General features: G+C 72.6%; 22 protein-coding genes and 1 pseudogene. 21 read left to right on the top strand and 2 right to left on the bottom strand.

The window, feature by feature from the left end; genetic code table 11:
- Window positions 1-56 precede the first annotated feature (56 nt).
- From ACN28G_RS00295 to ACN28G_RS00390, 20 genes and pseudogenes are all read left to right on the top strand, one after another.
- Window positions 57-971: an IS5 family transposase gene (locus ACN28G_RS00295; protein WP_421478084.1), complete on the top strand. Its 915-nt coding sequence runs from the start codon at window positions 57-59 to the stop codon at window positions 969-971.
- A 173-nt stretch (window positions 972-1144) separates the two neighbouring features.
- Window positions 1145-2233: a MarR family transcriptional regulator gene (locus ACN28G_RS00300; protein WP_421478085.1), complete on the top strand. Its 1089-nt coding sequence runs from the start codon at window positions 1145-1147 to the stop codon at window positions 2231-2233.
- A 103-nt stretch (window positions 2234-2336) separates the two neighbouring features.
- Complete coding sequence (locus tag ACN28G_RS00305) at window positions 2337-3074, top strand: GGDEF domain-containing protein (protein ID WP_421478086.1); 738 nt, start codon at window positions 2337-2339, stop codon at window positions 3072-3074.
- Between the two features lie 36 nt (window positions 3075-3110).
- On the top strand, window positions 3111-3518 hold the full coding sequence (locus ACN28G_RS00310) for a hypothetical protein (RefSeq protein WP_421478087.1): 408 nt from the start codon (window positions 3111-3113) through the stop codon (window positions 3516-3518).
- Window positions 3515-4594, top strand: a complete 1080-nt coding sequence (locus ACN28G_RS00315; protein ID WP_421478088.1) for a M23 family metallopeptidase — start codon at window positions 3515-3517, stop codon at window positions 4592-4594. The genes ACN28G_RS00310 and ACN28G_RS00315 overlap by 4 nt, the downstream gene beginning before the upstream one ends.
- Before the next feature lie 78 nt (window positions 4595-4672).
- Window positions 4673-5491: a hypothetical protein gene (locus ACN28G_RS00320; protein WP_421478089.1), complete on the top strand. Its 819-nt coding sequence runs from the start codon at window positions 4673-4675 to the stop codon at window positions 5489-5491.
- 164 nt (window positions 5492-5655) lie between these two features.
- A complete protein-coding gene (locus ACN28G_RS00325; RefSeq protein WP_421478090.1) occupies window positions 5656-6045 on the top strand; it encodes a hypothetical protein in 390 nt (129 codons plus the stop codon).
- A gap of 229 nt (window positions 6046-6274) precedes the next feature.
- A complete protein-coding gene (locus ACN28G_RS00330) occupies window positions 6275-6643 on the top strand; it encodes a hypothetical protein (RefSeq protein WP_421478091.1) in 369 nt (122 codons plus the stop codon).
- A 33-nt stretch (window positions 6644-6676) separates the two neighbouring features.
- Complete coding sequence (locus ACN28G_RS00335; protein ID WP_421478092.1) at window positions 6677-7132, top strand: DUF4262 domain-containing protein; 456 nt, start codon at window positions 6677-6679, stop codon at window positions 7130-7132.
- Between the two features lie 6 nt (window positions 7133-7138).
- Window positions 7139-7492, top strand: a complete 354-nt coding sequence (locus ACN28G_RS00340; RefSeq protein ID WP_421478093.1) for a hypothetical protein — start codon at window positions 7139-7141, stop codon at window positions 7490-7492.
- Window positions 7493-7515: 23 nt separating this feature from the next.
- Window positions 7516-8232 (top strand): hypothetical protein, encoded by a 717-nt coding sequence (locus tag ACN28G_RS00345; protein ID WP_421478094.1) that lies wholly within the window; start codon window positions 7516-7518, stop codon window positions 8230-8232.
- The gene (locus ACN28G_RS00350) at window positions 8229-8648 is read left to right on the top strand and encodes a hypothetical protein (RefSeq protein ID WP_421478095.1); all 420 of its coding nucleotides are present in this window, start codon (window positions 8229-8231) and stop codon (window positions 8646-8648) included. Before ACN28G_RS00345 ends, ACN28G_RS00350 begins: the two co-directional genes overlap by 4 nt.
- 124 nt (window positions 8649-8772) lie before the next feature.
- Window positions 8773-9249, top strand: coding sequence for a hypothetical protein (locus ACN28G_RS00355; RefSeq protein ID WP_421478096.1), 477 nt, complete (start codon window positions 8773-8775; stop codon window positions 9247-9249).
- Between the two features lie 400 nt (window positions 9250-9649).
- A complete protein-coding gene (locus tag ACN28G_RS00360) occupies window positions 9650-10927 on the top strand; it encodes an AAA family ATPase (RefSeq protein ID WP_421478097.1) in 1278 nt (425 codons plus the stop codon).
- Between the two features lie 21 nt (window positions 10928-10948).
- Window positions 10949-12718 carry a hypothetical protein gene (locus ACN28G_RS00365; RefSeq protein WP_421478098.1) on the top strand — a complete coding sequence of 590 codons (1770 nt, stop codon included), beginning with the start codon at window positions 10949-10951 and terminating at the stop codon, window positions 12716-12718.
- Window positions 12719-12820: 102 nt separating this feature from the next.
- Entirely contained in the window at window positions 12821-13348 is a 528-nt protein-coding gene (locus ACN28G_RS00370; protein ID WP_421478099.1) for a DUF6244 family protein, read from the top strand.
- A gap of 155 nt (window positions 13349-13503) precedes the next feature.
- Window positions 13504-13940, top strand: a pseudogene (locus ACN28G_RS00375) (hypothetical protein).
- Window positions 13940-14392: a SitI3 family protein gene (locus ACN28G_RS00380; protein ID WP_421478100.1), complete on the top strand. Its 453-nt coding sequence runs from the start codon at window positions 13940-13942 to the stop codon at window positions 14390-14392. The pseudogene ACN28G_RS00375 and the gene ACN28G_RS00380 overlap by 1 nt, the downstream one beginning before the upstream one ends.
- 83 nt (window positions 14393-14475) lie before the next feature.
- Window positions 14476-14925, top strand: a complete 450-nt coding sequence (locus tag ACN28G_RS00385; protein WP_421478101.1) for a SitI3 family protein — start codon at window positions 14476-14478, stop codon at window positions 14923-14925.
- A gap of 660 nt (window positions 14926-15585) precedes the next feature.
- Window positions 15586-16152 (top strand): hypothetical protein, encoded by a 567-nt coding sequence (locus tag ACN28G_RS00390; RefSeq protein ID WP_421478102.1) that lies wholly within the window; start codon window positions 15586-15588, stop codon window positions 16150-16152.
- A 35-nt stretch (window positions 16153-16187) separates the two neighbouring features.
- Here ACN28G_RS00390 and ACN28G_RS00395 read toward each other — a convergent pair whose 3' ends face one another.
- Window positions 16188-17570: a hypothetical protein gene (locus tag ACN28G_RS00395; RefSeq protein ID WP_421478103.1), complete on the bottom strand. Its 1383-nt coding sequence runs from the start codon at window positions 17568-17570 to the stop codon at window positions 16188-16190.
- Window positions 17567-19870: a BTAD domain-containing putative transcriptional regulator gene (locus ACN28G_RS00400; protein WP_421478104.1), complete on the bottom strand. Its 2304-nt coding sequence runs from the start codon at window positions 19868-19870 to the stop codon at window positions 17567-17569. The genes ACN28G_RS00395 and ACN28G_RS00400 overlap by 4 nt, the downstream gene beginning before the upstream one ends.
- Before the next feature lie 803 nt (window positions 19871-20673).
- Here ACN28G_RS00400 and ACN28G_RS00405 point away from each other — a divergent pair.
- Window positions 20674-21069: a hypothetical protein gene (locus ACN28G_RS00405; RefSeq protein ID WP_421478105.1), complete on the top strand. Its 396-nt coding sequence runs from the start codon at window positions 20674-20676 to the stop codon at window positions 21067-21069.
- Window positions 21070-21097 lie beyond the last annotated feature (28 nt).

Here is a 21097-nt window from a genome sequence, read left to right on the forward strand (position 1 = left end):
AGAGGTCTCCGGTAGTTGGTTCAGCGACCAAGCTGGAACTTCACACCGGAGACCTCGTGCCGAGCGTAGCGGCAGCGAGGCGACATGACCTGACCGACGTGCAGTGGGCGGTCCTCGAGCCGTTGCTGCCTGCGGGAACGGGTCATGCTCGGCCGCGCAGATGGACCATGAGAGTGATCATCGACGGGATCCGGTGGCGGGTCCGGACCGGATCACCATGGCGGGACGTGCCCGCGTCCTACCCGCCGTGGCAGACCTTGTACCGGTGGTTCCGGCGCTGGCAGCGCGACGGCGTCTGGGCGCAGATCCTCACCTCGTTGCAGGCCATGGCGGACGCGGCGGGGTTGATCGGCTGGACGGTGAGCGTGGACTCGACCATCAGCCGTGCCCACCAGCACGCCGCTGGGGCCCGCCGTGACGGGCAGGCGCAGAAGGAGCCACCCGGTGGTGTGCAGACCGAGCCGGCAGATCACGGCCTCGGCCGGTCAAGGGGCGGCTGGACCACCAAGACCCATCTGGCCTGCGAGCAGGGCCGCAAACTGATGGCCATGGTGGTGACCGCCGGACAACACGGCGACAGCCCACAGTTCATCCCCGTACTGGCCAAACTACGTGTCCCCCGCGCCGGTGGCGGCCGGCCCCGGACCCGCCCCGACATGGTGCTGGCCGACAAGGCGTACACGTCCAAAGCCAACCGAGCCCACCTACGATCCCGGGGCATCCGAGCGTGCATCCCGAGCAAGGCCGACCAGGACGCGCACCGCAAGGCCAAAGGGTCCAAAGGCGGACGTCCACCCGCCTTCGACCCCGAGGTCTACCGCCTGCGTCACGCCGTGGAGTGCGGCATCAACCAGCTCAAACACCACCGCGCCATGGCCACCAGATACGACAAACTCGCCGTGCGCTACGAAGCCACCCTCACCATCGCCGCCATCAACCAATGGCTCCGCGCACTACGAAACACAGCCTAACCCTCGGGCCGGACTGACGGGCGGGCCGCGACACCCACACCGGTCAACCGACCGCAGTCGCGGCCCGCCGCCGGCGACGGATCGTGCCGCCAACGACTTGAACACCGCCCCAGTCGAAGCGTGCATGGAGTGCACGCCCGACGGCCTCCCCACGGGGAGAGAGGAACGATCACATGAACGACACCACCAGGGCGTCCTCGACGCTGCACCGGGTGCTGGCCGCACTCGCCGAGCGGGGACCCATCACCGCCGGACACCTCGCCGAGTCGCTCGGCATCGCCTACCCCACGGCCACGCCGAAGCTGCGGGAACTGGAGAGCGCCGGTTACGCCGAACGGATCCGCACCGACAGCCGCACGACCCTGTGGCAACCCACCGAGACCGGCCGCCACCAGCTCGGCTCGGCCACCGGCGACACCACCGGCTCGGACACCCCACCGAAGCCCGCCCCGAAGAAGGACCGCCCCGCCCCGACGAAGGCCGAGCAGAACCCCGGGCTCTCGCCCGAGGCCGAACCAGAGCCGGCGACGGACCAGCCGGAAGAACCGACCGACGTCGCACTGGCAGACGCGCCCGCCGCCGGGACGCCGCCGGAGCCGACGGCGGAGACCGGTGACACCGCCCCAGCTCCGACGGAACCCGGCACGGACGAACAGGACGCCGAGCCAGGCCCGGACCAGCTAGCCGATCCCGACCCGGAGCCCGCCCCACAGCCCGAACCCGCACTCGACCCGGAACCTGCCCCGCAGCCCGATCCCGAACTCGACCCGGAGCCGGAGCCCGCTCCGCAACTCAAGCCAGAGCCGGAGCCGGAACCGGAGCCAGAGCCGGAGTCCGGGCAGGGAGCCGAGCCGGGGTCCGAGTCCGAGCCTGTTGTCGAAGCCGGGCCGGAGCAGTCACACGAGGGACCGGCTGACGAGGCCGCCGCCGAGGACACCACGGACCCGGCAACCGGAGGGGACCCGACGGCAGCACCCTCCCGCGAGCAGGCCGAGACGCAGGAGAGCGACAGCCCCGGTACGCCGACCCCGCCACGACGCCGCAAGGGGCAGCTCCGCGAGGAGGTGCTGGCGCTGCTGCGGGGCAACCCGGCAACCGCGTACAAGGTCGGCGAGATCTGCAAGCTGATCAACCAGACCCACGAGGGCACCCCGGTCAACAAGGCCAGCGCGGGTGCCGTGGCGAACGCCCTGGACAAGCTGATCGTCGCCGGCTCCGTTACCCGACTCGACGCCAAGGTCGCGACCTACCAGGCCGCGTAGCAGCCCGCCCATTCCATCCCGGGGTAGCCCGGGGGCGGGTGTACGACGTTGGCGCGATCCACACCCGCCCCCGGTGCTCCTTCATGCACAAGGAGCGACACCAGTGTCCCAGACGACGAACTCTTTTCTCACCGCCGCGGGCGGGCTTCTCGCCGGGCTCACCGCCGCCGGCCTGTGGGCGCTACGCCTACGGGTCCTGCTGGCCCGGACCCGCCACCACCTACAGGCACACGACGTCCTTATCCGTGCCGCACACGCGCTCGTGGTGGACCTGCGGGCCGAGCGGGACACCTACCACCGGCAGGCGACCCGCGACGACACCACCGGCCTGCCCAACCGGCGCGCCGCGATCACCCAGCTGACCCGATCCATCGAGGAGCAGACAGAGGTCGGCGTCGTCGTGGTCGACCTCGTCCGGTTCAAGCTGGTCAACGACCGGCTCGGGCACCGGGCCGGCAACACCCTGCTCGCCCAGGTCGCCGAACGTCTCCGGCGGCTGAGCCGCCCCGACGTGTTCGCCGCCCGTCTCTCCGGCGACGAGTTCACCCTCATCGTGTCCGGTGACCCGGCCAGAACCCGGACCGTGGCCGAGCGGGTCCGGCTGCACATCAGCGAGGTGCCGTTCCTGCTCGACGGCAAGCAGGTCAACGTCCTGGCCAGCGTCGGCTACGCCACGACCGGCCAGGCCGGTGGCGACCCCGAGACACTGCTGCACCTGGCCGACATCGCCATGTACTGGTCCAAGACCCACGGCGGCGCGGTACGCGGCTACGCCGAGTCCATGGGCGACACCCCCGCCACCGGACGCCCCCGCGACTGGTCATCCCCGTCGGACCGCTGAACCCCGCCCCACCACCCTTCCCACCTGGAGCGATCCATGACATTCGACCAGGTCGTCGTGCGGACTCTCGCCCGCCTCGACCACGCCGAACCCGACCCCGACGAGTTCCCCATCGCCGTCGCCCGCGACACCGCCGACGTCGTCGACTTCGTCACCACCGGCTGCGCCCTCGTCGCGGCCAACCTTCAAGAGTCCCTGCTCACCGATGCCGCACACCTGCTCCGGCAGTTGCAAGGCGGCGACACCAACCACCAGGAGACCGACACCGTCGGCGAACGGCTGCGGGCGGTCCGCGCCGCACTTGCCGGGACACGGGCAGAGCGTGACCGGGCGAGGGCACGGTTCCGCCGAGCGTGCGCCGCGCTCCGCCGCACCGGGGCGCTCGTCGACGTCACCACGGCGTCGGGCCCCGGTACGTCGGCGGAGCCTGGGGACACCCGATGACGATCCGTCGTCTGGTGTCGATCACCATCGCCGTCGCCACCGCGTTCGTACTCTGCGCGGGCGGTCTCGGCGGGCTCCTCGGCGACGGCGGCCTGCCCGCAGCGTGCCGTCCCGGCACCGCCACGCCGGCTACCGGGACGGCCGCCGTCGCGTCGGGCACGCCCCGCACGTGGCCCGCGACCGACCGGTGGGACGGCGAACAGGTCAGCCACGCGGTCACGATCGTCACCACCGGCGCCGACCTCGGGATACCGGCGCGCGGGTGGGTCGTCGCGGTCGCCACCGCCATGCAGGAGAGCACCCTGCGCAACCTCACCGGAGGAGACCGGGACTCCGTCGGGCTGTTCCAACAACGTCCCAGCCAGGGCTGGGGCACCCCGGCGCAGCTACGGGACCCCGTCCACGCGGCGACCGCCTTCTACACCGCGCTGCTCACCGTCAACGGCTGGGAGACCATGCCACTGACCGACGCCGCACAGGCCGTGCAGATCAGCGCCCACCCCGACGCGTACGCCAGGTGGGAAGGCCCCGCCACGGCCCTGGTCACCACGATCGCCGAGAACGCCGGCCTGCCGGCGGCCGGCCTGGCCGGTTGTGGCGTGACCGGCCCGTGGACCCCACCGGTGCTCGCCCCGGTCGGATCGGCGTTCCGCAGCAGGGACCGCCCCGGCCACGACGGCGTCGACCTCAGCGTCCCGCGCGGCACGGTCATCCGCGCCGCGTCCACCGGCACCGTCCGCACGGTCCGCTGCGACGCCGTCCACGCCGGCACGGGAGCGCCCTGGGGATGCGACCGCGACGGCGACCCCGACCTCACCGCCGGCTGCGGCTGGTACGTCGACATCGACCACCCCGGCCAGGTGACGACCCGCTACTGCCACCTCGACCAGCCACCGATGGTGACCGTCGGGCAGCGGGTGACGGTCGGACAGCCCCTCGGCGTCGTCGGGTCCACCGGCCGCTCCAGCGGCCCGCACCTGCACTTCGAGGTGCACACCCACCACGTCGGACCGATCGACCCGGTGCCGTTCATGGCCGCCCGGGGCGCCCCACTCGGCCAACGCCACCACCGGTGACCCAGTCCCACTGCCCACAGACCAGCCCTCCGCCGCACCAGAAGCGCGGCCGGCCCCTGACCACGAAGGAGACCTTCCGTGTCCTCGACGTCCCGCAACACCCTGGCGTACTTCCTGCTCGACCTCGACGAGGAGATCGACGCCGCCGGTTGGGGAGAACCGGTGACGTTGCTGCTCATCCACACCCGACCCCGCGACACCGGGAACACGGCCCTGGCCTGTGTCGAATTCCCCCTGCACCCGCACGACCGGGGCACCAGCCCCGCCGGGCTGCCCCGGTTGCTGCGGCGGATCACCGCCGACCTCACCGACCCGACCGGAGCAACCGCCCACCAGATGACACTCGCCGCCATTCTTGACGGGCTTCTCGGTCACGATCCCGCCGCGATGATCCTGGCCTGGGCCGTAGTTCACCATGACCGGTACCAGATCAACGGACAACCTCGCACGGCCCGCCGGATCACCGCCGTCGACACGGGGGGACGGCTGTTCAGCCTCACCCAACCCGAGGGCAGCGGCCCATGGCTGCGCGTCAGTCCCGGCCTGCCGGAACCCACCGACGAGGACACCGTGTCCACGGGTCTGGCAGCCCTGGTCACCGCCGCCTCCCGCCACACCCGACAGCCCGCCGCACCGCCGGTGGGGGACGACGACCCCCGTGCGCCGATCTTCGTCCTCGGCCCCGACGACAGGTCGCTGGCGTGCCGGGTGTGCGGCGCACTGGAGGGAATCACCTGCGGCGAGACGCCCTCCATGGCCGGCTACGGCCGCGACACCCACACCCGGTGCGGGCGCTGCGGCTCCATCGAGACCACCGATCCCATCTTCGGAATCCACACCACCCGCGCCCCCTGGCCGGCCCCACCGGCGACCACCGACGGCGACGCCACCCCGTGAACCCCCACTCCGTGGTACGTCGCGCGCCCCCTCCTACCGCCGCGAGGTGTCCTCCGGCGTGTGGGCCGCCCCCAGCGCAGGTAGGCCCCACACCGGCCAGGCGGTCCACCACCGGACCGGACCTCCCGAACAACAGACACCGCCACACCCACGAGGAGCGGACCATGCCCGAAACCCACCTTGCCCTCAAGTACTGCGGCGTACGGATCGACGCCCGGACGCTCACCGACGCCGCCGGCACCGGCACCGACCGGCCGACGGTGGCTGCGGAACTGCGCGCCGTGCTCTACGCGCTCACCACCACCGAGGCACTCATCGCCGCACTCCTGCCCACCATCGACCAGGGCCTACGCGACGTGGAGCAGGTCCTCGTCGCTGTCGCCGACGACCCTGTCCCGCCCATCGACACCACCGGAGTCGTCCAGGCCCGCGGACCCCGCCTCGACGCCCTCCTCGGCCGACGGGCCGCACAGATCGAACACCTACGGTCCGTGACCCGACTCTGGACGGCACAACACCCCGAACCCGACCCGACCGTCCCGGCACACGACTGACCGCACCCCGCCACGGCGGCCACCCGTTCCGCGTCCCACGCGGCCGGGTGGCCGCCTTCGGTGTCGGCACGAGCACCTGCCCGACGCGAACGACTTGATCCGTGGACAGAGTCGAGCGTCGATCGGTGCGGTCACCGCCGCGCCGAGGCCGACAGCGCGCACGAACAGCCCGCACCAGGCCCTGCCGGTGGCGACCGCACCGAATCGCCCGCCGAGAGGACCTGACCCGATGCGACCCACCACATCCACCGAGGTACCCGACTCCGCCGAGGTGCCCGACGACGTCACCGACGTCCTGCTCTGGCGCATGGCCGTGCGCGTCACCGCCGACCACCGACCCGACCCACGCCATCCCGGACGGTGCGCCAACCTGCGCTGCGCCCACGAACAGGCGTACCCGTGTCCGCCGCTGCGTGACGCCCAGCGGGCGCGACGGGCCGCGACGCGCCCACTGCGGTTCACGCCCGGACGGGCCCGCGTACCCGCCGTCACCAGCCTTGCCCAACGGTTCGCCGGCTGGTTCCGCCCCACCCGCCCCGCGCCGCCGGCGCCGCTGCCCCGCCGCCAACCCATGGCCGCCCTGCGTCTCGCGGGCTGACCACCACACCCGCCCCCAACCGGAAGGACGGACATGCCGTCGCCCGACGAGATCCTCGACATCCAACGCAGACACATCACCGAGACCGGCTGGGCGGTGACGGCCGTGCTGCCGACCCCGGGAACCACCGACACCCCATTCGCGTACACCGTCGGTCTCACCGAACACCACCTGCCCGAACTGGTCATCGCCGGCCTGGATCCCCGTATCGCCCAGACACTGCTGAACGACCTGGCCGGTCGCGTCCACACCGGTGCCGCCCGACTCACCCACGGCCACCGGGTTGACGACCTGATCGTCGGCTACCCGGCGGTGATCGTCGAGGGCCCGGCGACCGAAGCACTGTGGCCCGGAACGGCCTACGCCCGCTACGGCAGGGACCAGGTACACCTGCAACAGATCGTGTGGCCCGACAGGCACGGCCGATTCCCCTGGCACGACGGGTACGAGTACCCCGGGCACGTACAGCCCCTCCTCGGGCACCCGTAACAGCCCATGGCCGGGATCACCGACGCGGTCGACGCCCTCGCCGCCCACCTCGGTCTCCGCGTCGACTGGACACGGTTGCACCACCACCTGAACACCGCACCGGTGGCGGCGCTCCTCAGCGCCGCCACCGGTGCCGAGTTCCACCGCCACGCCCTGGACCGCCACCAACGGGACATCAACGATCTGCTCGACCATCCGGGCGACGAGACGACCGCCGGCCACGAGAACAGACATCTCCTCGTCGCCGCGCTCGCGGACCTGACCTTCACCTCGTACGAGCAGCGGCAGGCGGCCATCGACCAGGCGCACGACCTCGTCGACGCGCTCACCGACCTCGGCGTCCTGACACCCACCGCCTGACCGCAGCCACTGGAAGGACTGTGATGACACACCAGAGGAAAGCACCACGGACCCCGCTGCCCACCCACTCCCGGGCGACGACCAGGGAGTACACGTCGCACACCCCCGACGGCGTGCCGCGCTGCGTGGACCTGTCCGGCTGCGACCGGGCACTGGTGATGGACCCGGGACACCCGCACGGTGACGACCGGGACCTGTCCCACCTCCACCCCGACCGGGTGCGCCTCGGCGGGCCCGGGGTGTTCGCGGGGGACTGGGCGTGGATCCCCGGTCCCGACGGGAGGATGCGGATCCCGACCGGGTACGTCGGCGTCCTGGTCGATGACTGGAACGGCTGGGCGGTGTTCACCTGCACCCGTCAGGTGGCGCGGGCCATCGTCGACGACCACGACCGGACCCGCGACGACCACCGCCGGCAGCTCACCGCACAGGGCGTCGGGGCGGCCCAGCGGGAGCGGCGGGTCGACGAGGCGCTGGCCCGGCTGTGGTTCGACGGCGAGGTCCTCGTCGCCGACCACCGCGCCGTCAGCGACGACCCCGACGCCATCGCACGCCACCGGCCCGACCCGGCCGGCCGGTACACACCGATGGGCCGGTCCTGGACCTGGATCCCCGTCGACCCCGACGACTGCGACCGCATCGTCGGCGACATCCCCCACCTGCACGACGGAGGACACCGCCCCCGAGGCGAGGTCACCTTCGACCCACCCCGCCCGTCCGACCTGGAGGACCAGTCATGACCCCGCACCTCATCACCCTGCTCCACAACACCGAGAGCCGGTTCTTCCCGTACGAGCCCGGCCACGCGCTCACCCAGGTGTTCTCCCACTGGCGGCACCTGACCGCCCCCACCACCGCCGAGCAGTGCGCCGACTGGGCCTACCACGTGTGCAACTCCGACCTCGACCGGCTGGAGACCGCCCGGACGACACCCGGGGGAGAGGTGGACTTCCTCGTCGCCTGCGCCTACCGGCTCCTGCGGCTGCGTTCGCTGTCCGTCGGCGACGTCGTGGCCGTCACGACCGACGGTCACACCACGTGGCTGGCCTGCGAGTTCACCGGCTGGCGGCACGTCGACGCCCCGACCGGGCGTACCGGACGGGCGCTGACGGCCGAGGCGGTCTACCGGCACCTGCGGGTAGGGCACGATGGGTGACCATCCGTGCCACCGGCACCGGCTTGGCCGCCACACCGAAACGTGTCTGAACGGAGCGTGTGGGTTCTGCGGCACCGATCTGTCGACCGTCGCCTCCGGTGAGTGCCGGTCCTGTCTGCGCCTGGTGTGCGAGGCCTGCGACGGCGGGTACGAGCCGGACCTCGGCCCGATCTGCGGCCCCTGCGCACCCGCCGGCAGCCCCGACGGCGCGGACCTCGTGAGCGCTGCGGGTCGGACGCTCGACCGGTTGTGCGTGTTCGAGTTGGCGCTGTCCTGCGGTCACCGCGTCACCATGGCCGTGACCGGCTGGTACCCGGTCTCGGTGGCCTGCTGCGACCGGCTCGGTGGCACCGTCCTGCGCGGCCGGTACGTGTCCTACTTCTCGCAGGTCGACTACGTGCGGCTGCGCTCGGAGCGCTACCGGTACCGGTCCAAGGGGGTTCCCCGCCGGTCTGGACGGCTCCTCGACCGGCAACCCCGCACCGACGAACCCCGCCCGTCACCGCGTCCGGGTGACTGGGCGAGCAGCGGGCGGTTCCCGGCCCGCGTCGGTGCGACCTGGAGCCTCGACGGATCCGCCCCGTCACCTCCACCTCGCTGACGCAGAACGTCACCCTCGGGTGACGCGCACAGTGAACCGGCCCGCCTCGAGCGGGCCGTCGTCGTACCAGGGGCGGGTTCGTGGTCTGCCTGCCCTGGACCCCGCGCGGCCCGCCGCTTGCGACGCGAACCGCACCGGCCGCCATGGCACGGCCACCGATGTCGACGACCTGCCCGCCCCGCACCAGCCGGCAGGCCCATGGCACCAACACCCCCTTTGGTCCGTCGGGAGGTGGCCACGCCGTCGGTGTGGCCACCTCCCGACCCCACCTGTCAGGAGGAGACGGATGCGCCCTCGTCACGCACCAGAGCCCACCACCCCGGACCACGACTTGAACACCAGCGCAGGCGGCGGTAGTCGTGTCCCCGCACCCTCGATCGGCGACATCAGGAGACCAGCGATGGCGACACCACCGGTGGGCCCGCCCACCACCGCTTCCGGCCCCGCCGGTGGCGTCAACGCGGTCAGCAGACTGCCGAAGCTCCGCGCCGGTGAACTCCAGGCGCAGGTCCTCGCCGTCCTCGCCACCGCCGGTGTCTCCCTGGACGTGGGGGACATCGCCGAGATCCTCGTCGGCCGGTCCTCCGGCGCGATCGGTCAGGCCTGCGACCGGCTCACCGGACGGGGCCACGCCGTGCTGCTGCCCGGCTCACCGAAGACGTACCGCATCACCCCGGCCGGCCGGGACGCCCACCAGGCCAACCCGACACCCGTACCGACCGCTTCCCCGCCCGCCGCCCGCGCGTCAACCGCCGGCCGCCCGGCGCCCTCGGCCCCACGCCCGGCCGCTACGCCCACCACCGGCGCTGCCGGCCGGCCGGCAGCCCCAGCCCCACGGCCGGTCACCACCACGCCACCCGAACCCCGCAAGCCCACCACATGGCCGGTACGGCGGCCGAACGGGCAGCTGTACTACCCGCGGCTGCTGGCCAAACGCCCCGACGTCGATGTCGTGCGGGACCTGCGCGCCGCCGACGTGCCCGTCCTGCTGTACGGGCCACCCGGCACCGGCAAGACCTCCCTGATCGAAGCCGCCTTCGGCACCGACCTGCACACCGTGCCCGGAGACGGCGACACCACCGTCGGGGACCTCGTCGGCGACTACGTGCCCACCGACGGCGGCGGCTACGAGTTCGTCCCCGGCCCCCTGCCCCGTGCGATGGAAGCCGGCGGGGTGCTGTTCATCGACGACGCCACCCTCATCCCACCGAAGGTCCTCGCCGTGGTCTACCCGGCCATGGACGGCCGCCGGCAGGTCATCCTCAAGGCCGCCGCCGGCCGGGTCGTCACCGCCGCGCCCGGCTTCTACGTCGTCGCCGGCCACAACCCCGGCGTCCACGGAGCCGTCCTCACCGAGGCCCTCGCGTCCCGGTTCGCCACCCACATCCGGGTCTCCTCCGACTACGACCTCGCCGTCGCGCTCGGCGTCGACTCCCGGATGGTCCGCGCCGCCCGCAACCTCGCCACCCGCTACGACAACGGCGAGATCGGCTGGGCACCCCAACTGCGGGAACTGCTCGCCTTCAAACGGATCACCGACGTCCTCGGCATCGATACCGCCATCGCCAACCTGATCGGGCTGGCCCCCGTCGAGGACCGCGAGGTCGTCCACAAGGCCGCCAGCCAGGCCTTCGGCCACGCCAGGATCCTCCCCCTCGCCCTCGGCAACCAGCTGTAACCCCGAAAGGAGGCACCACCCGTGGCCCTGTCCACACACCTGAACACCGACCCGGACGCCACTGCCACCGCCCTGCCCGACGACCACTGGTGGCGGACCATGTCCGCCGCCCTCAGCGCCCACGTCCCACCCATCGCCGGCCGCGAGGACCTGCTCGTCGTCATCGCACCCGGCGCCGGCGGCGGCGCACCCGCCTGCTTCGTCCGCGAACACGCCACCATCGAGATCGACGGCACCCACCTCGGCGTCGACCCCCGCACCGTCGACCCCCACGATCCCGACGCCCGCGAGGAGTACCCCGTGGCATGGGGCCTGCTCGTGCACGAGGCCGCCCACGCCCACCACACCCGCTGGGCCTTCGGCACCGGCCCCGCCCGGATCGCCGAAGCCGCCGCGCTGCTGGAGGAGTCCCGCATCGAGGCCGCCCACCTACGCCGCAGACCCGGCGACCGCCGCTGGATCCGCGCCGCCGTCATTCGGATCGTCCTCGGCGACATCCCCACCACCGACGACCGGTGGTCCGCCGCCGCCAGCGCCGCGCTCGTACTCGCCCGCGTCGACGCCGGGGTCCTCGACCCCGACGAGACCGACCCATTGCACCGGGTGGTCACCCGGATCCTGCGCCCCGCCCTGCTCGCCGACCTCACCGCCATCTGGCGCGACGCCCACCAGGTGGCCGACGACGACACCGACGCCATGCACGCCCTCGCCCGACGCTGGTGCCACACCCTGGGCGTCGACCCCGACACCCCACCACCCGCCCCCACCGGCGACCCCAACGGCACCCCCGGCACCACGGCGGACCCCGGCGGACAGGGGGCACTGCACCGCGCGGCCACCTCCACCATCGGCACCGTGGCCCGGCACGACGCCGAAGCCGCCAAGGCCGCCACCGAGGCGGCAGCCCGCGCCCGCAGCCAGGCCCGGCAACGCCAGGCCGAGGCCGACCAGCAACAACGATCACGGGACGCCGCCGACACGGTGTTCGGCGGCGCTGCGGGCAGCGGCGGCGGCGCGAGCACCCACGGCTCACCGCTGGTCCGCAGACGCCCGCCCCCGCACCAGACCCGGCAACCCACCGACGCCGAACGCACCGCAGCCCGGCAACTCGCCCGCACGCTGCGCCAGGCCGCCTACCGGGAACCGACCAGCACGATCACCACCTCGGTCACACCACCGGGCCGCCTGGTCACCCGCGCCGCCCTGGCCGCCGACGCCCAACGCGCCGCCGGCCAGATCCCCACCAGCGAACCCTGGCGACGCACCGAACGCCGCCGCGTACCCCACCCCCCGATCCACGTCGGCATCGTCGCCGACGTCTCCCCGTCCGTGTCATCCTTCGCCGGCCCGATCGCCTCCGCCGCCTGGATCACCGCCCAGGCCACCGCCTGGGCCAGCGGCACCAGCGCCACCATCACCTTCGGCCGCTACGTCACCCCCGTGACCCGCCCCCGACAGCCACCCGACCAGGTCCGCCTCTTCCCCCGGGAAGAGGACACCCAGGGTTTCCCCCTCGCCGTCGACGCCCTCGACGCCGCCCTCGACCTGGCCGACCCCCGCGGCGGCGCGCGACTGCTCGTCGTGGTCAGCGACGGCAAACTCACCCCCGCCGAGACCCGCGACGGACAGACCCGCCTCGACCGTCTCGCCCGCACCGGCTGCGCCCTGCTCTGGCTCGGCCCACCCAACTCCCGACCCCTGACCGGCGCACACACCACCGCCCTCGGCGGCCCTGACGACGCCGGACGCCTCATCGCCCACGCCGCCGCCACCGCCCTCCGCCGCACCTGAACCGGCACCGCCGGCGCCGCCCCGGGGCAGGATCACCGGGAGCCGACGGGCGCGGGTAGGTTGCAGGCGTCGGAATCCGTTCTCGGTCAGGGTGGCCCGCACGTGTCGAGCATCGAAGAGATCACCGGTGAACTACGCACCCTGAGCACGGGAGTCGAGCGGGCACAGAGCCTCACGGCCGCAGCCGACAACCAGGCCCAGGAGATCGCCGCCCGCGCCGCCGGCACCGGCTTCACGGCGGTCGCCGCCGGCATGGCCCGGGTCCGCGCCGCGATCTCCACCATCCAGGCAGGGCTGGGCGGCCTTGCGGGCACCGTCGGTGAGGCCACCACCGCCACCGCGAACGTCCCCCGGGAGGCCACCCCACAGGAGAGCATCGCCGCCCTGGCCCCGGTCGGGCAGGGCATCGTCGCCGCCCGCGAAGCCGCCACCGCGACGATCGGGCACGTCGACCAGGCCCGTCAGCTCGTCGGCGCGGTCCTGCAGGGCGGGCAACCCGGCCCGCTCCTGCAGGCCCTCGACAGCATCAAACAGGTCCTGGTGCTCCTGGTGCAACGCGGCACCGCCGCCCAGCAGGTTGTCGAAGCGGCGATCAGCCAGGCCCGACAGTTGGGGTCGGTGGGAAACTGAGCGGGGCTGACCGTCGGGTGGCGGTCAGCCCTTCACCCACCACCAGCGGCGAACCGTCTCGGCAGGTGTCGGGACAGGACGCTCAGCCGTTTCCACCCTGGGGCAGGACACCGACGGGGGTCGACAACGGCAGGCCGACCGGACCGCGCACCAGAATCGGACCCCTCAACGACGAGAGCACGAGGCGAGCCCTCGAGTTGGAGAACGAGTGCGCCGACACCGTGGCCGACAAGGGCTACCGGGTACACCAGAACCCCACGCCACAGGAAGTCGGCACCGCCAGGGAGCGCACCGGTGACAGCGGCAACCCGGACAAGGACCCCGACTATCTCATCGAAGGCCACGTCTTCGACTGCTACTCCCCGCAGGCCACCACATCGGTGCGCAACATCTGGACCAGGTCCAGGAGAAGATCGACGACGGGCAGACCCAACGCGTGACGCTGAACCTCACCGACTGGCGAGGCGACCCGGCGGCCCTGCGCCGCCAGTTCGACAACTGGCCCATCGACGGGCTGAAAGAACTGGTCGCCATGAAGCGCGACGGTACGATCCTCCAGATCATTCGGCGAGACCGAGAAGGGAAATCCTGATGGCCGTGGAGTTCCGCCTGGTCCTGGCCGGTGATCCTCCCATCAACGAGATAGCCGCGCTGACCGCCGCCGAACCGGCCGAGACGCCACAACCGGCGTTCAAGCCGGGCGTGTACACCGCCCGACTGTACGACCAACGCGGCTACGCCATCGCCGTCCGCGCCGGCAGCAACGGCTACTACGAAGCCGAGACCGACGGCGACGCCCGCTGGGAATGGGAACCGGATACCTACGTCAACGTCACCTTCTCCATGCGCGCCGACGACCTCGTCGACAAGGGAATCCCCAACATGGTGACGGCGGTAGCCAGGGTCCTGGCCGGAGGCGATGAGGACGCCGCCCTGATCCAGGACGGCAACTACCTCTACCTGACCCGTACCGACGGCGTCATCCGCAAACACCACCCCAACTGGTGGAACCACTACCACCTCGACCACCTCATCACCGGCTGACCGCACCCCGGCCACGGACGCGGCGAACCGGTGAGCCACACACCGAGGCGGCCACCGAACCGCCAGGATCGGGAGGCCACGACATGGGTATCGCCTACCAGCTGACCCTGGCCACCGACGTGCCCCTGCAGCAGGTGGCGGGACTCGTCGCATCGGATGGGTTCGAGGAGTCGACTGAGCCGGGTTACCCGGCCCTGCTCAGCGCTGACCTCACCACGCAGTGGGGATTCTGCGTCAGCATTCTCGGCGGCGTCGACGGCTACGTCGACGCCGAGGACGACGGCACCCAGTGGGAGTGGAAACCCGACAGGTACGTCACGGTCATCTTCGACATGGCCAGGAACGGCCCCTCGGAGACCGCGACCGCCGACATGGTGGCCGCCACAGGTCGTGTCCTGGCCGGCATGCCGCAGGACGCCGCACTGGTGCTCAACAACAACTGGCTCCTGCTTACCCGCGCCGCCGGAAGAGTACGTCAGCACCGACGTTCGTGGTGGCACGCCTACGGCCTCGTCGAGGCGCTCACCACATAACGGTCGATCCCGGCACTCCGCCGGTGCCGCCACGTCATCCGGTACCACTGCGGACGCACCGAACCGGCCGTTCGACGTTGAACAACCACAGGGCGTCAAGGCCGCGCAGGGACTCGGCCGCCGGCAGCCGGAACGTCCCCGGCCCGGCCGAGGACACCGGGGCCTCACCCCCGGCGATCACCCCGCCCGGCGCACCGCCTGACACCAGGGGCGGCTACCTATCCGCGTGCTCCGTCACCCGGTGGTGTCTCACGTGCCGGTTGCCCGAACGACTTGATCCAGTCGCGGTGGCACGCGTTGATCGTTAGCGACGGCCACCGGGCAACTGGTGCCCCGGCCGACAGTCCAGGCCCTTGATGAACGGAGCCCAATGACGCCCACCCGCACACGTCGTGGCGTACGACCCGCCGAGCGACGTCCTCCGTGAGGAAAACCGCATGAACACCACGAAACACGACATCGATCGAATCATCATGCCGCTGCGCCCCGCAGCCACCGACGACAAGTAACAACGGCCTGCGCGGGGTGGGGTCGGGCACCGGCCTGGTGCCCGGCCCCACGGCCACGGGGGATTCCCTGCGCCATCGCCCGCACCGTCCCGGACCCGTCCCTGGGCGACGCCACGCCATCAACCGTTCATTCTCACGTGGGGAGCACACCATGCCAACCATCGGAGTCGACCATGAAGTGTTCGCCTGGTTGGGGCAACGACGTGACCCGGACTGCACCTACAACGACGTCATCCGCGGCCAACTCGGACTGCCCCCGCTACCACCGCTGCCCCCGTCCCTACATGTGGTCCCGCCACGGCCCTGGAGCCCGCCCCTGCTTCCCCTGATCCAGGCCGGGCTCCTGCAGCCAGGACAAGTCCTCACCTGGCACCGACCACGACGTCGCAAGCTGTTCACCGTGACCGTCAGCGATCAGGGATCCCTCGTCACCGCTGACGGCCTGCATTGCAAAACACCGAATGTCGCCGCCCGAGTCGTCGCCGGCTACTCCGCCAAGGGCTGGCTGCTGTGGCAGACCGCCGACGGAACATCACTGGAGGAACTGCGTAACCGGCTACAAGGCATGACCCACCCCAACCCCGCGGCCGGCGAGTCCTCCACGCATGGTCCGACCAGCGTAGACACTCACCCTCCGCGCGAGCCACAGCCCGAAACCTCCCCGGCTGCCTCACTGTCGCCCGACCCGGACTCCGCGCGCGAAGCACCCCCGACCTGACCACCTTCAACCCTTCGGGTGGAACCCCGGCGACGTCACGACCGGGTGTGTACACCCGGCCGGCGGAAGCCGGCCGGGAGGTTCCGGCGCACGGTGCGCTCCGTGCGGCCGACTCGTCGTGCGATCTCCTGGTACGGCATGGTCGGGTCGACCGCGAGCCAATAGGCGACGGCGGCGGCGGTTCCGCCCGGGCCGGGCGCGGGATCACGAGGTTCCCAGGCAGGCGGTTCGCCGCCGTCGTGGTGGTCCGCGCGGACGGCCGGGCTGTCCTGTGCCACGGCTTCGGCCAGGCCAGCCCCGGAAGGCCTCTCACCTGGTCCGGGAGTTTGGTGGACGGCGGTCTCGTCCACGACGGATGCGACCGGCGGGTCGGCGGGGAAGGTGGGCCGGTGGGTGCCGGGGCTGCCCTGTGGGTCCTCGGCGGCCGGTGGTGGCCCGCTGGCCTCCGGAGGGTCCGTCGGTTCGTCGCCGGAAGGTCCGGTGGGTCCACCCGCGCCAGGCATCCGGGACCGCGTACGCCGCAGGCGCAGGCGTCGCCGTTGTCGTCGGCTGCCGGTGGCGATGCGGGTCGGGGTGAGGTCGGCGGCGATGAGGTTGGTGAGACCGTCGTAGTCGGCGGTGGCGGCCAGCCGGGCGGCGATCTCGTCGAGGTCGTAGACGTGTACGGCGATCGTGGCGGTCCTCGGGTCGACCGCTGTCCTGATCTTGCGGCGCAGCACCGTGGCGATCGCCCGGTCGCGGCGTTCCCGGCGCAGCTGGGTGCGAGCGGCGTCGATGGAGTCGTAGAGGCCGAGCTGTGGGTCGGCTCTGGCCAGGGACCGGGCGCGGCGGGTGATCCGGGGGTGGCGCAGCCAGTGGCCGAGGATCTCGTACGCGGGGGTGGTCGCGGGCAGTGCGCCGATAGTCCGGAGGCGGTCGCGTCGCAGGTTCTCCACGTGCGTCAGCCAGACCAGGTAGCCCAGGGCGGACATGCCGGCGAAGAAGCCGCCGACCAGGGGGTTGTCGTGGGACAGCCAGTTGAACGCCACCGCCGCGGCGGCGACGGCGGCGGACAGGATCCGGGAGGCGAGGGCGCGTTCGCCGAGACGTCGCCGGACGTCGGCGTTGGCCATCACCACGACGCCGCCGAGTTCCAGGGTCGCGACGGCGGGGATCGCGACGAGCAGATGGATGTCGAGTTTCTGGATCGCGCCGGTGACCTGCCCGGCCAGGGCCACCAACAGGACAACGACGTAGAACACGGCCCGCATGCGCGCGGTCCGGGTCACGGCCTGCCGTAGCAGGGTGTCGAGCCCACCTGCCGCCGACGGGACCGGGCTCCGGTCGGGGGCCGCCTCCGGCGTGGACGCTCCCGCCGGTGGGGGAGGGGCTCCGTCGGAGCCGGCGCGACTGCCGTCGCCGGCGTCGATGCCGTTCACCGGTTCGCCTTCCCGTTGCCGTCGTGGTCCGGTGGCGGCTGGTCGAGCAGGGAACTGGCCAGGGTCGTGGTGTCGTCGCTGATCTCGGTGTCGATCTCGGCGAGGGCCAGGCCGAGCCGGTCGCGCAGGTCCCGGATAGCCGTGGCGTCACCCCGGGCGGCGTGGGCGCGCATCGCGGCCTGGTACAACGGTTCGGCGTACGGGTGGTGGTCGATGGCCGTGGTGAGCACGGCGAGTGTCTCGTCGGGGTCGTCGAGGGCCTCGGCCAGGGCCAGGGCGGCGTCGAGGGCCTGGCGGCGGATCGCCTCCCGGTACGCCTCGATCCACTCGTAGTCCTTCCCGCCGGCCAGGGGTCCCTGGTAGGCGTCGAGGGCGCGGCGTAGGGCGGTGATCCGTTCGGTGGGGTCGGTGGCGTGTTCGGCCTGGTCGAGGGCGTCGGTCATCCGCCACAGGTCCACGTCCACCAGGTCGCGGTGCAGGACGTACTGCCGGCCGGGGTGGGACAGGTAGGTGCCCGGTCCGGCGGTGTGTTTCAGGACGCGACGCAGGTTGTAGACGTAGGTGTGCAGCCGGTGCGGTGCCTTGCGGGCCGTCGCCTCGGGCAGCAGGTCCTCCAGGATGGCGTCCTGGCTGGCGGTACCGCCACGCGCGGCGAGGTAGACCAGCAGTTCCAGGGACTTGCTCCGCAGCGGCTGGGTCGTGTCGACGTCGACGACGCGGGCGTCACCGAGTACCCGCACCACCACCCGGCCCTCGGCGGCCTCCCGTAGCGGTACGCCACCGTCCTCGCGGCCGTGTTCCGCGGCCGTCCCGATCTGCCGGGGGTCGTGGCTGTCTCCCGTCGGAGGTCGGTGGCGCGCCGGGTGCTGCGGCTGCTCGACGAAGGGGTCCTCGGCAGGCGCAGGGTCGGGTCGGTGGTCGGGCATGGCCGCTCCGCGCACGAGGAGGGCCTTTTTCTCGTGGGAGGGGCTGTCTCCTGGGTCCGGTGGTTCGTCGCCCCGGCGGGCGTCGGCGTGCGGGTCGGGGGAGGCGGCGGTGGTTGTCGGTGGCGGGCCGGTGTGGGCTTCGGCCAAGACGCGCAGTAGTTCGTCGGTGTCGGCCGGGTCGATGACGGTGAGCCGGCCGACGTCGACGGTGTGGCGACTGTGTCGTCGGGCCTCGTCGGCGGCGGGGCTGGTGGTGCCGTCGGCGGCGACGGCGACGCTGTCCCCGTCGGGCCAGGCGCCGAGCAGGACGCCGTGGATGTCGAGTCGCTGTCCCTGGGTGAGCAACGCGGCGACCCGGGCGCGTTCGTGCGCGGCGGTGGCGTCGGCGATGAGCACCATCGGGGGCAGGGGTTCGACCGTCGGGGCCGCGTCGCGTAGAGCGGCGACGGTGTCGACCTCGTGGTCGAAGCAGATCCGGGTACGGTGCAGGATCTGTTCCTCCAGAAACGCCAGGGCCTGGGTCAGTCCGTCGGCGACGGTCAGCCGGGGCGTGACGACGGTGGTGCCGGTCAGGGTGGTGAGGACGGCTGCGGGAATGACGACGTGGCCACGCCGGTGGGCGTGTTCCGGGCTGTCGGCGGCGAGGGTGGAAACCAGGATGCCGCGAGCGGCGGCCCGCGCTCCCGGTCCGGTCAGGCCCAGACCTGCCGGCGGCCAGAGGTCGATCGTCGGGCTGGCCAGCGCTGGCGTGACCAGGGAGCCGACCGGCTGCGGTACGGCGTCGACGGCGGGTTGGTCCGCGTTGTCGGCGACCACGGGTGCGGGTGCTGTCCGTGGGGGCAGGGCACGGCGGATGCGGGCCACGACCGGTGCCACGGCGGCCTGGTCCACGCCGGGGCGGTTCGGGGCCGGGGTGTGGGTGTGACGGCGGCGGGTCCAGGCGAGCGTCGCGGCGGTCAGCACCGCGGCGGCCAACGCCGCGTCCATCCAGCCCCGATCGTCCAGGGACACGCCGGGCCGGCCGCAGTCCGCCGACGCGTCACGCTCCGGCGCGACGGGTACTCCGGTGGTGGCGTCGGGCTCGGGAGACGGACCGGTGGCGTCGTCGTCCGGCGGCGGGGCCGGCGGGTCGACGTGGTGGCCGGGGTCGGGTCCGCCGGGTGCGGGCGGGGCCGGAGCGGGCGGAGGCGGGGGCATGTCCGCCGACACGGGTAGGCGCAGTCGCCAGCCGGGGCGGATGAGGTCGGGGTCGGTGAGCGCGCCGGTGGCGAAGCGGGTGCCCCGGTTGAGGGTGTAGATGTCGCGCCACCGGTCGGCGTCGTCGAGCCTCCGTTCGGCGATGCCGGAGAGGGTGTCGCCCCGCCGTACCGTCACGCTGCGACGTGTGGCGGCGCTGTCGTCCGGCCGTGTCGCCGTACCGGCGGTATCGGCCGGCCGGCCGGCCGGCGTCGGCGGGTGGTGGGGCGGGCTGGTCCGTGGTGTCGGTGGCCGTGGCGGCCAGCGCGGCGGGAGCGGTTCCTGCGGCGGCGGTGGTGACGGCGGTGGCCCCGAGCAGCGTGGCGGCCAGCCCCTGCAACGGCCCCGGTAGCCGCACCCGGGCGACGCCCCGTAGGCGGCGGGCGGCGCGGTCGTGCAGGCCGGTGAGCACGGTGGTGGCCAGCAGCGCCCACAGCGCCCACCCGGCGGTGACCGCCAGGACGGTGAGGAAACCGGGTGTCATCGGCTGCGCGATCCACGCCCTGACCTCGTCGCCGGTCGGCCACCGCGGGCCGGGGCGACCGAGCGCCCACAGCAGTACCGCGGGAGCGCCGACCACGGCCAGCGCGGTCACGGTCCTGCCGACGTGAGCTGTAGTCCGGATGCCCATGACGTCCCCTCCTGCCGACCGGGTGTGGTGTGCCGGGAACGCTAGGCCCGGACCGGCAGCGGGAGACGGCTTTGACAGTTCACAGAACCTCACAGCACCTCACACGACCTTACAAACGCAGGTCAGACCCTTGATGGGTTGCTCAGCCACCCTGCTTGCCCCACCGCGTCACGGACGGGCAGGGTGGCGGTACCGGCACCGGAGACGTCGATGTCCTGCCGGATCCGGCCGTGGGTGTGGGGCGCACGTCAGGGGCGGCACGACGTGGCAGGGTGAGTTCGCCGGCATCGGAGAGAGAGGACTTCCGTCGATGACGCTGTGGCTCTGCGACTACCACGGCCACCCCTACGCCCTGTCCGATCCGGAGGAAGCCGGTCGGCGGTTCGACGAGCAGGTTCGGGCGGTCATGCCCCACGGCGGTCGCGGGCAGACCCTCACAGTAGGTCCGGCCGTTCAGCCGGTCCTGCGTGTCGATGTCGACATCGACGCCGACAGAGCCGCCGTGCGGTGGCTGCCCGACAACTCCTACGCCACCACTCCGGAGCCGGACACCGGTATCACCGTCTACGAGTCGGCCGACGCCGGCCTCGTCGAGATTCCCACCGCCCTCGTCGGCCTGGACACGGCCACGGCGCGCGGACTGGTCATGGAGTACGTCGCCACCGCCCAGCGTCCGGCCGGCCTGTCCTGGATCCGGCAGGCGTGATCCGCTCCCGCTGCGCTTCCGAATGCTC

Source organism: Micromonospora sp. WMMA1923 (assembly GCF_049179195.1).
GTDB classification, from domain to species: Bacteria; Actinomycetota; Actinomycetes; order Mycobacteriales; family Micromonosporaceae; genus Micromonospora; species Micromonospora yangpuensis.

Excerpts from the sequence above, each read along its gene's own strand:
- ACN28G_RS00300 (WP_421478085.1), top strand. The coding sequence starts at position 1,145 with ATGAACGACACCACCAGGGCGTCCTCGACGCTGCACCGGGTGCTGGCC.
- ACN28G_RS00310 (WP_421478087.1), top strand. The coding sequence starts at position 3,111 with ATGACATTCGACCAGGTCGTCGTGCGGACTCTCGCCCGCCTCGACCAC.
- ACN28G_RS00315 (WP_421478088.1), top strand. The coding sequence starts at position 3,515 with ATGACGATCCGTCGTCTGGTGTCGATCACCATCGCCGTCGCCACCGCG.
- ACN28G_RS00325 (WP_421478090.1), top strand. The coding sequence starts at position 5,656 with ATGCCCGAAACCCACCTTGCCCTCAAGTACTGCGGCGTACGGATCGAC.
- ACN28G_RS00330 (WP_421478091.1), top strand. The coding sequence starts at position 6,275 with ATGCGACCCACCACATCCACCGAGGTACCCGACTCCGCCGAGGTGCCC.
- ACN28G_RS00335 (WP_421478092.1), top strand. The coding sequence starts at position 6,677 with ATGCCGTCGCCCGACGAGATCCTCGACATCCAACGCAGACACATCACC.
- ACN28G_RS00340 (WP_421478093.1), top strand. The coding sequence starts at position 7,139 with ATGGCCGGGATCACCGACGCGGTCGACGCCCTCGCCGCCCACCTCGGT.
- ACN28G_RS00345 (WP_421478094.1), top strand. The coding sequence starts at position 7,516 with ATGACACACCAGAGGAAAGCACCACGGACCCCGCTGCCCACCCACTCC.
- ACN28G_RS00350 (WP_421478095.1), top strand. The coding sequence starts at position 8,229 with ATGACCCCGCACCTCATCACCCTGCTCCACAACACCGAGAGCCGGTTC.
- ACN28G_RS00360 (WP_421478097.1), top strand. The coding sequence starts at position 9,650 with ATGGCGACACCACCGGTGGGCCCGCCCACCACCGCTTCCGGCCCCGCC.
- ACN28G_RS00380 (WP_421478100.1), top strand. The coding sequence starts at position 13,940 with ATGGCCGTGGAGTTCCGCCTGGTCCTGGCCGGTGATCCTCCCATCAAC.
- ACN28G_RS00385 (WP_421478101.1), top strand. The coding sequence starts at position 14,476 with ATGGGTATCGCCTACCAGCTGACCCTGGCCACCGACGTGCCCCTGCAG.
- ACN28G_RS00390 (WP_421478102.1), top strand. The coding sequence starts at position 15,586 with ATGCCAACCATCGGAGTCGACCATGAAGTGTTCGCCTGGTTGGGGCAA.
- ACN28G_RS00405 (WP_421478105.1), top strand. The coding sequence starts at position 20,674 with ATGACGCTGTGGCTCTGCGACTACCACGGCCACCCCTACGCCCTGTCC.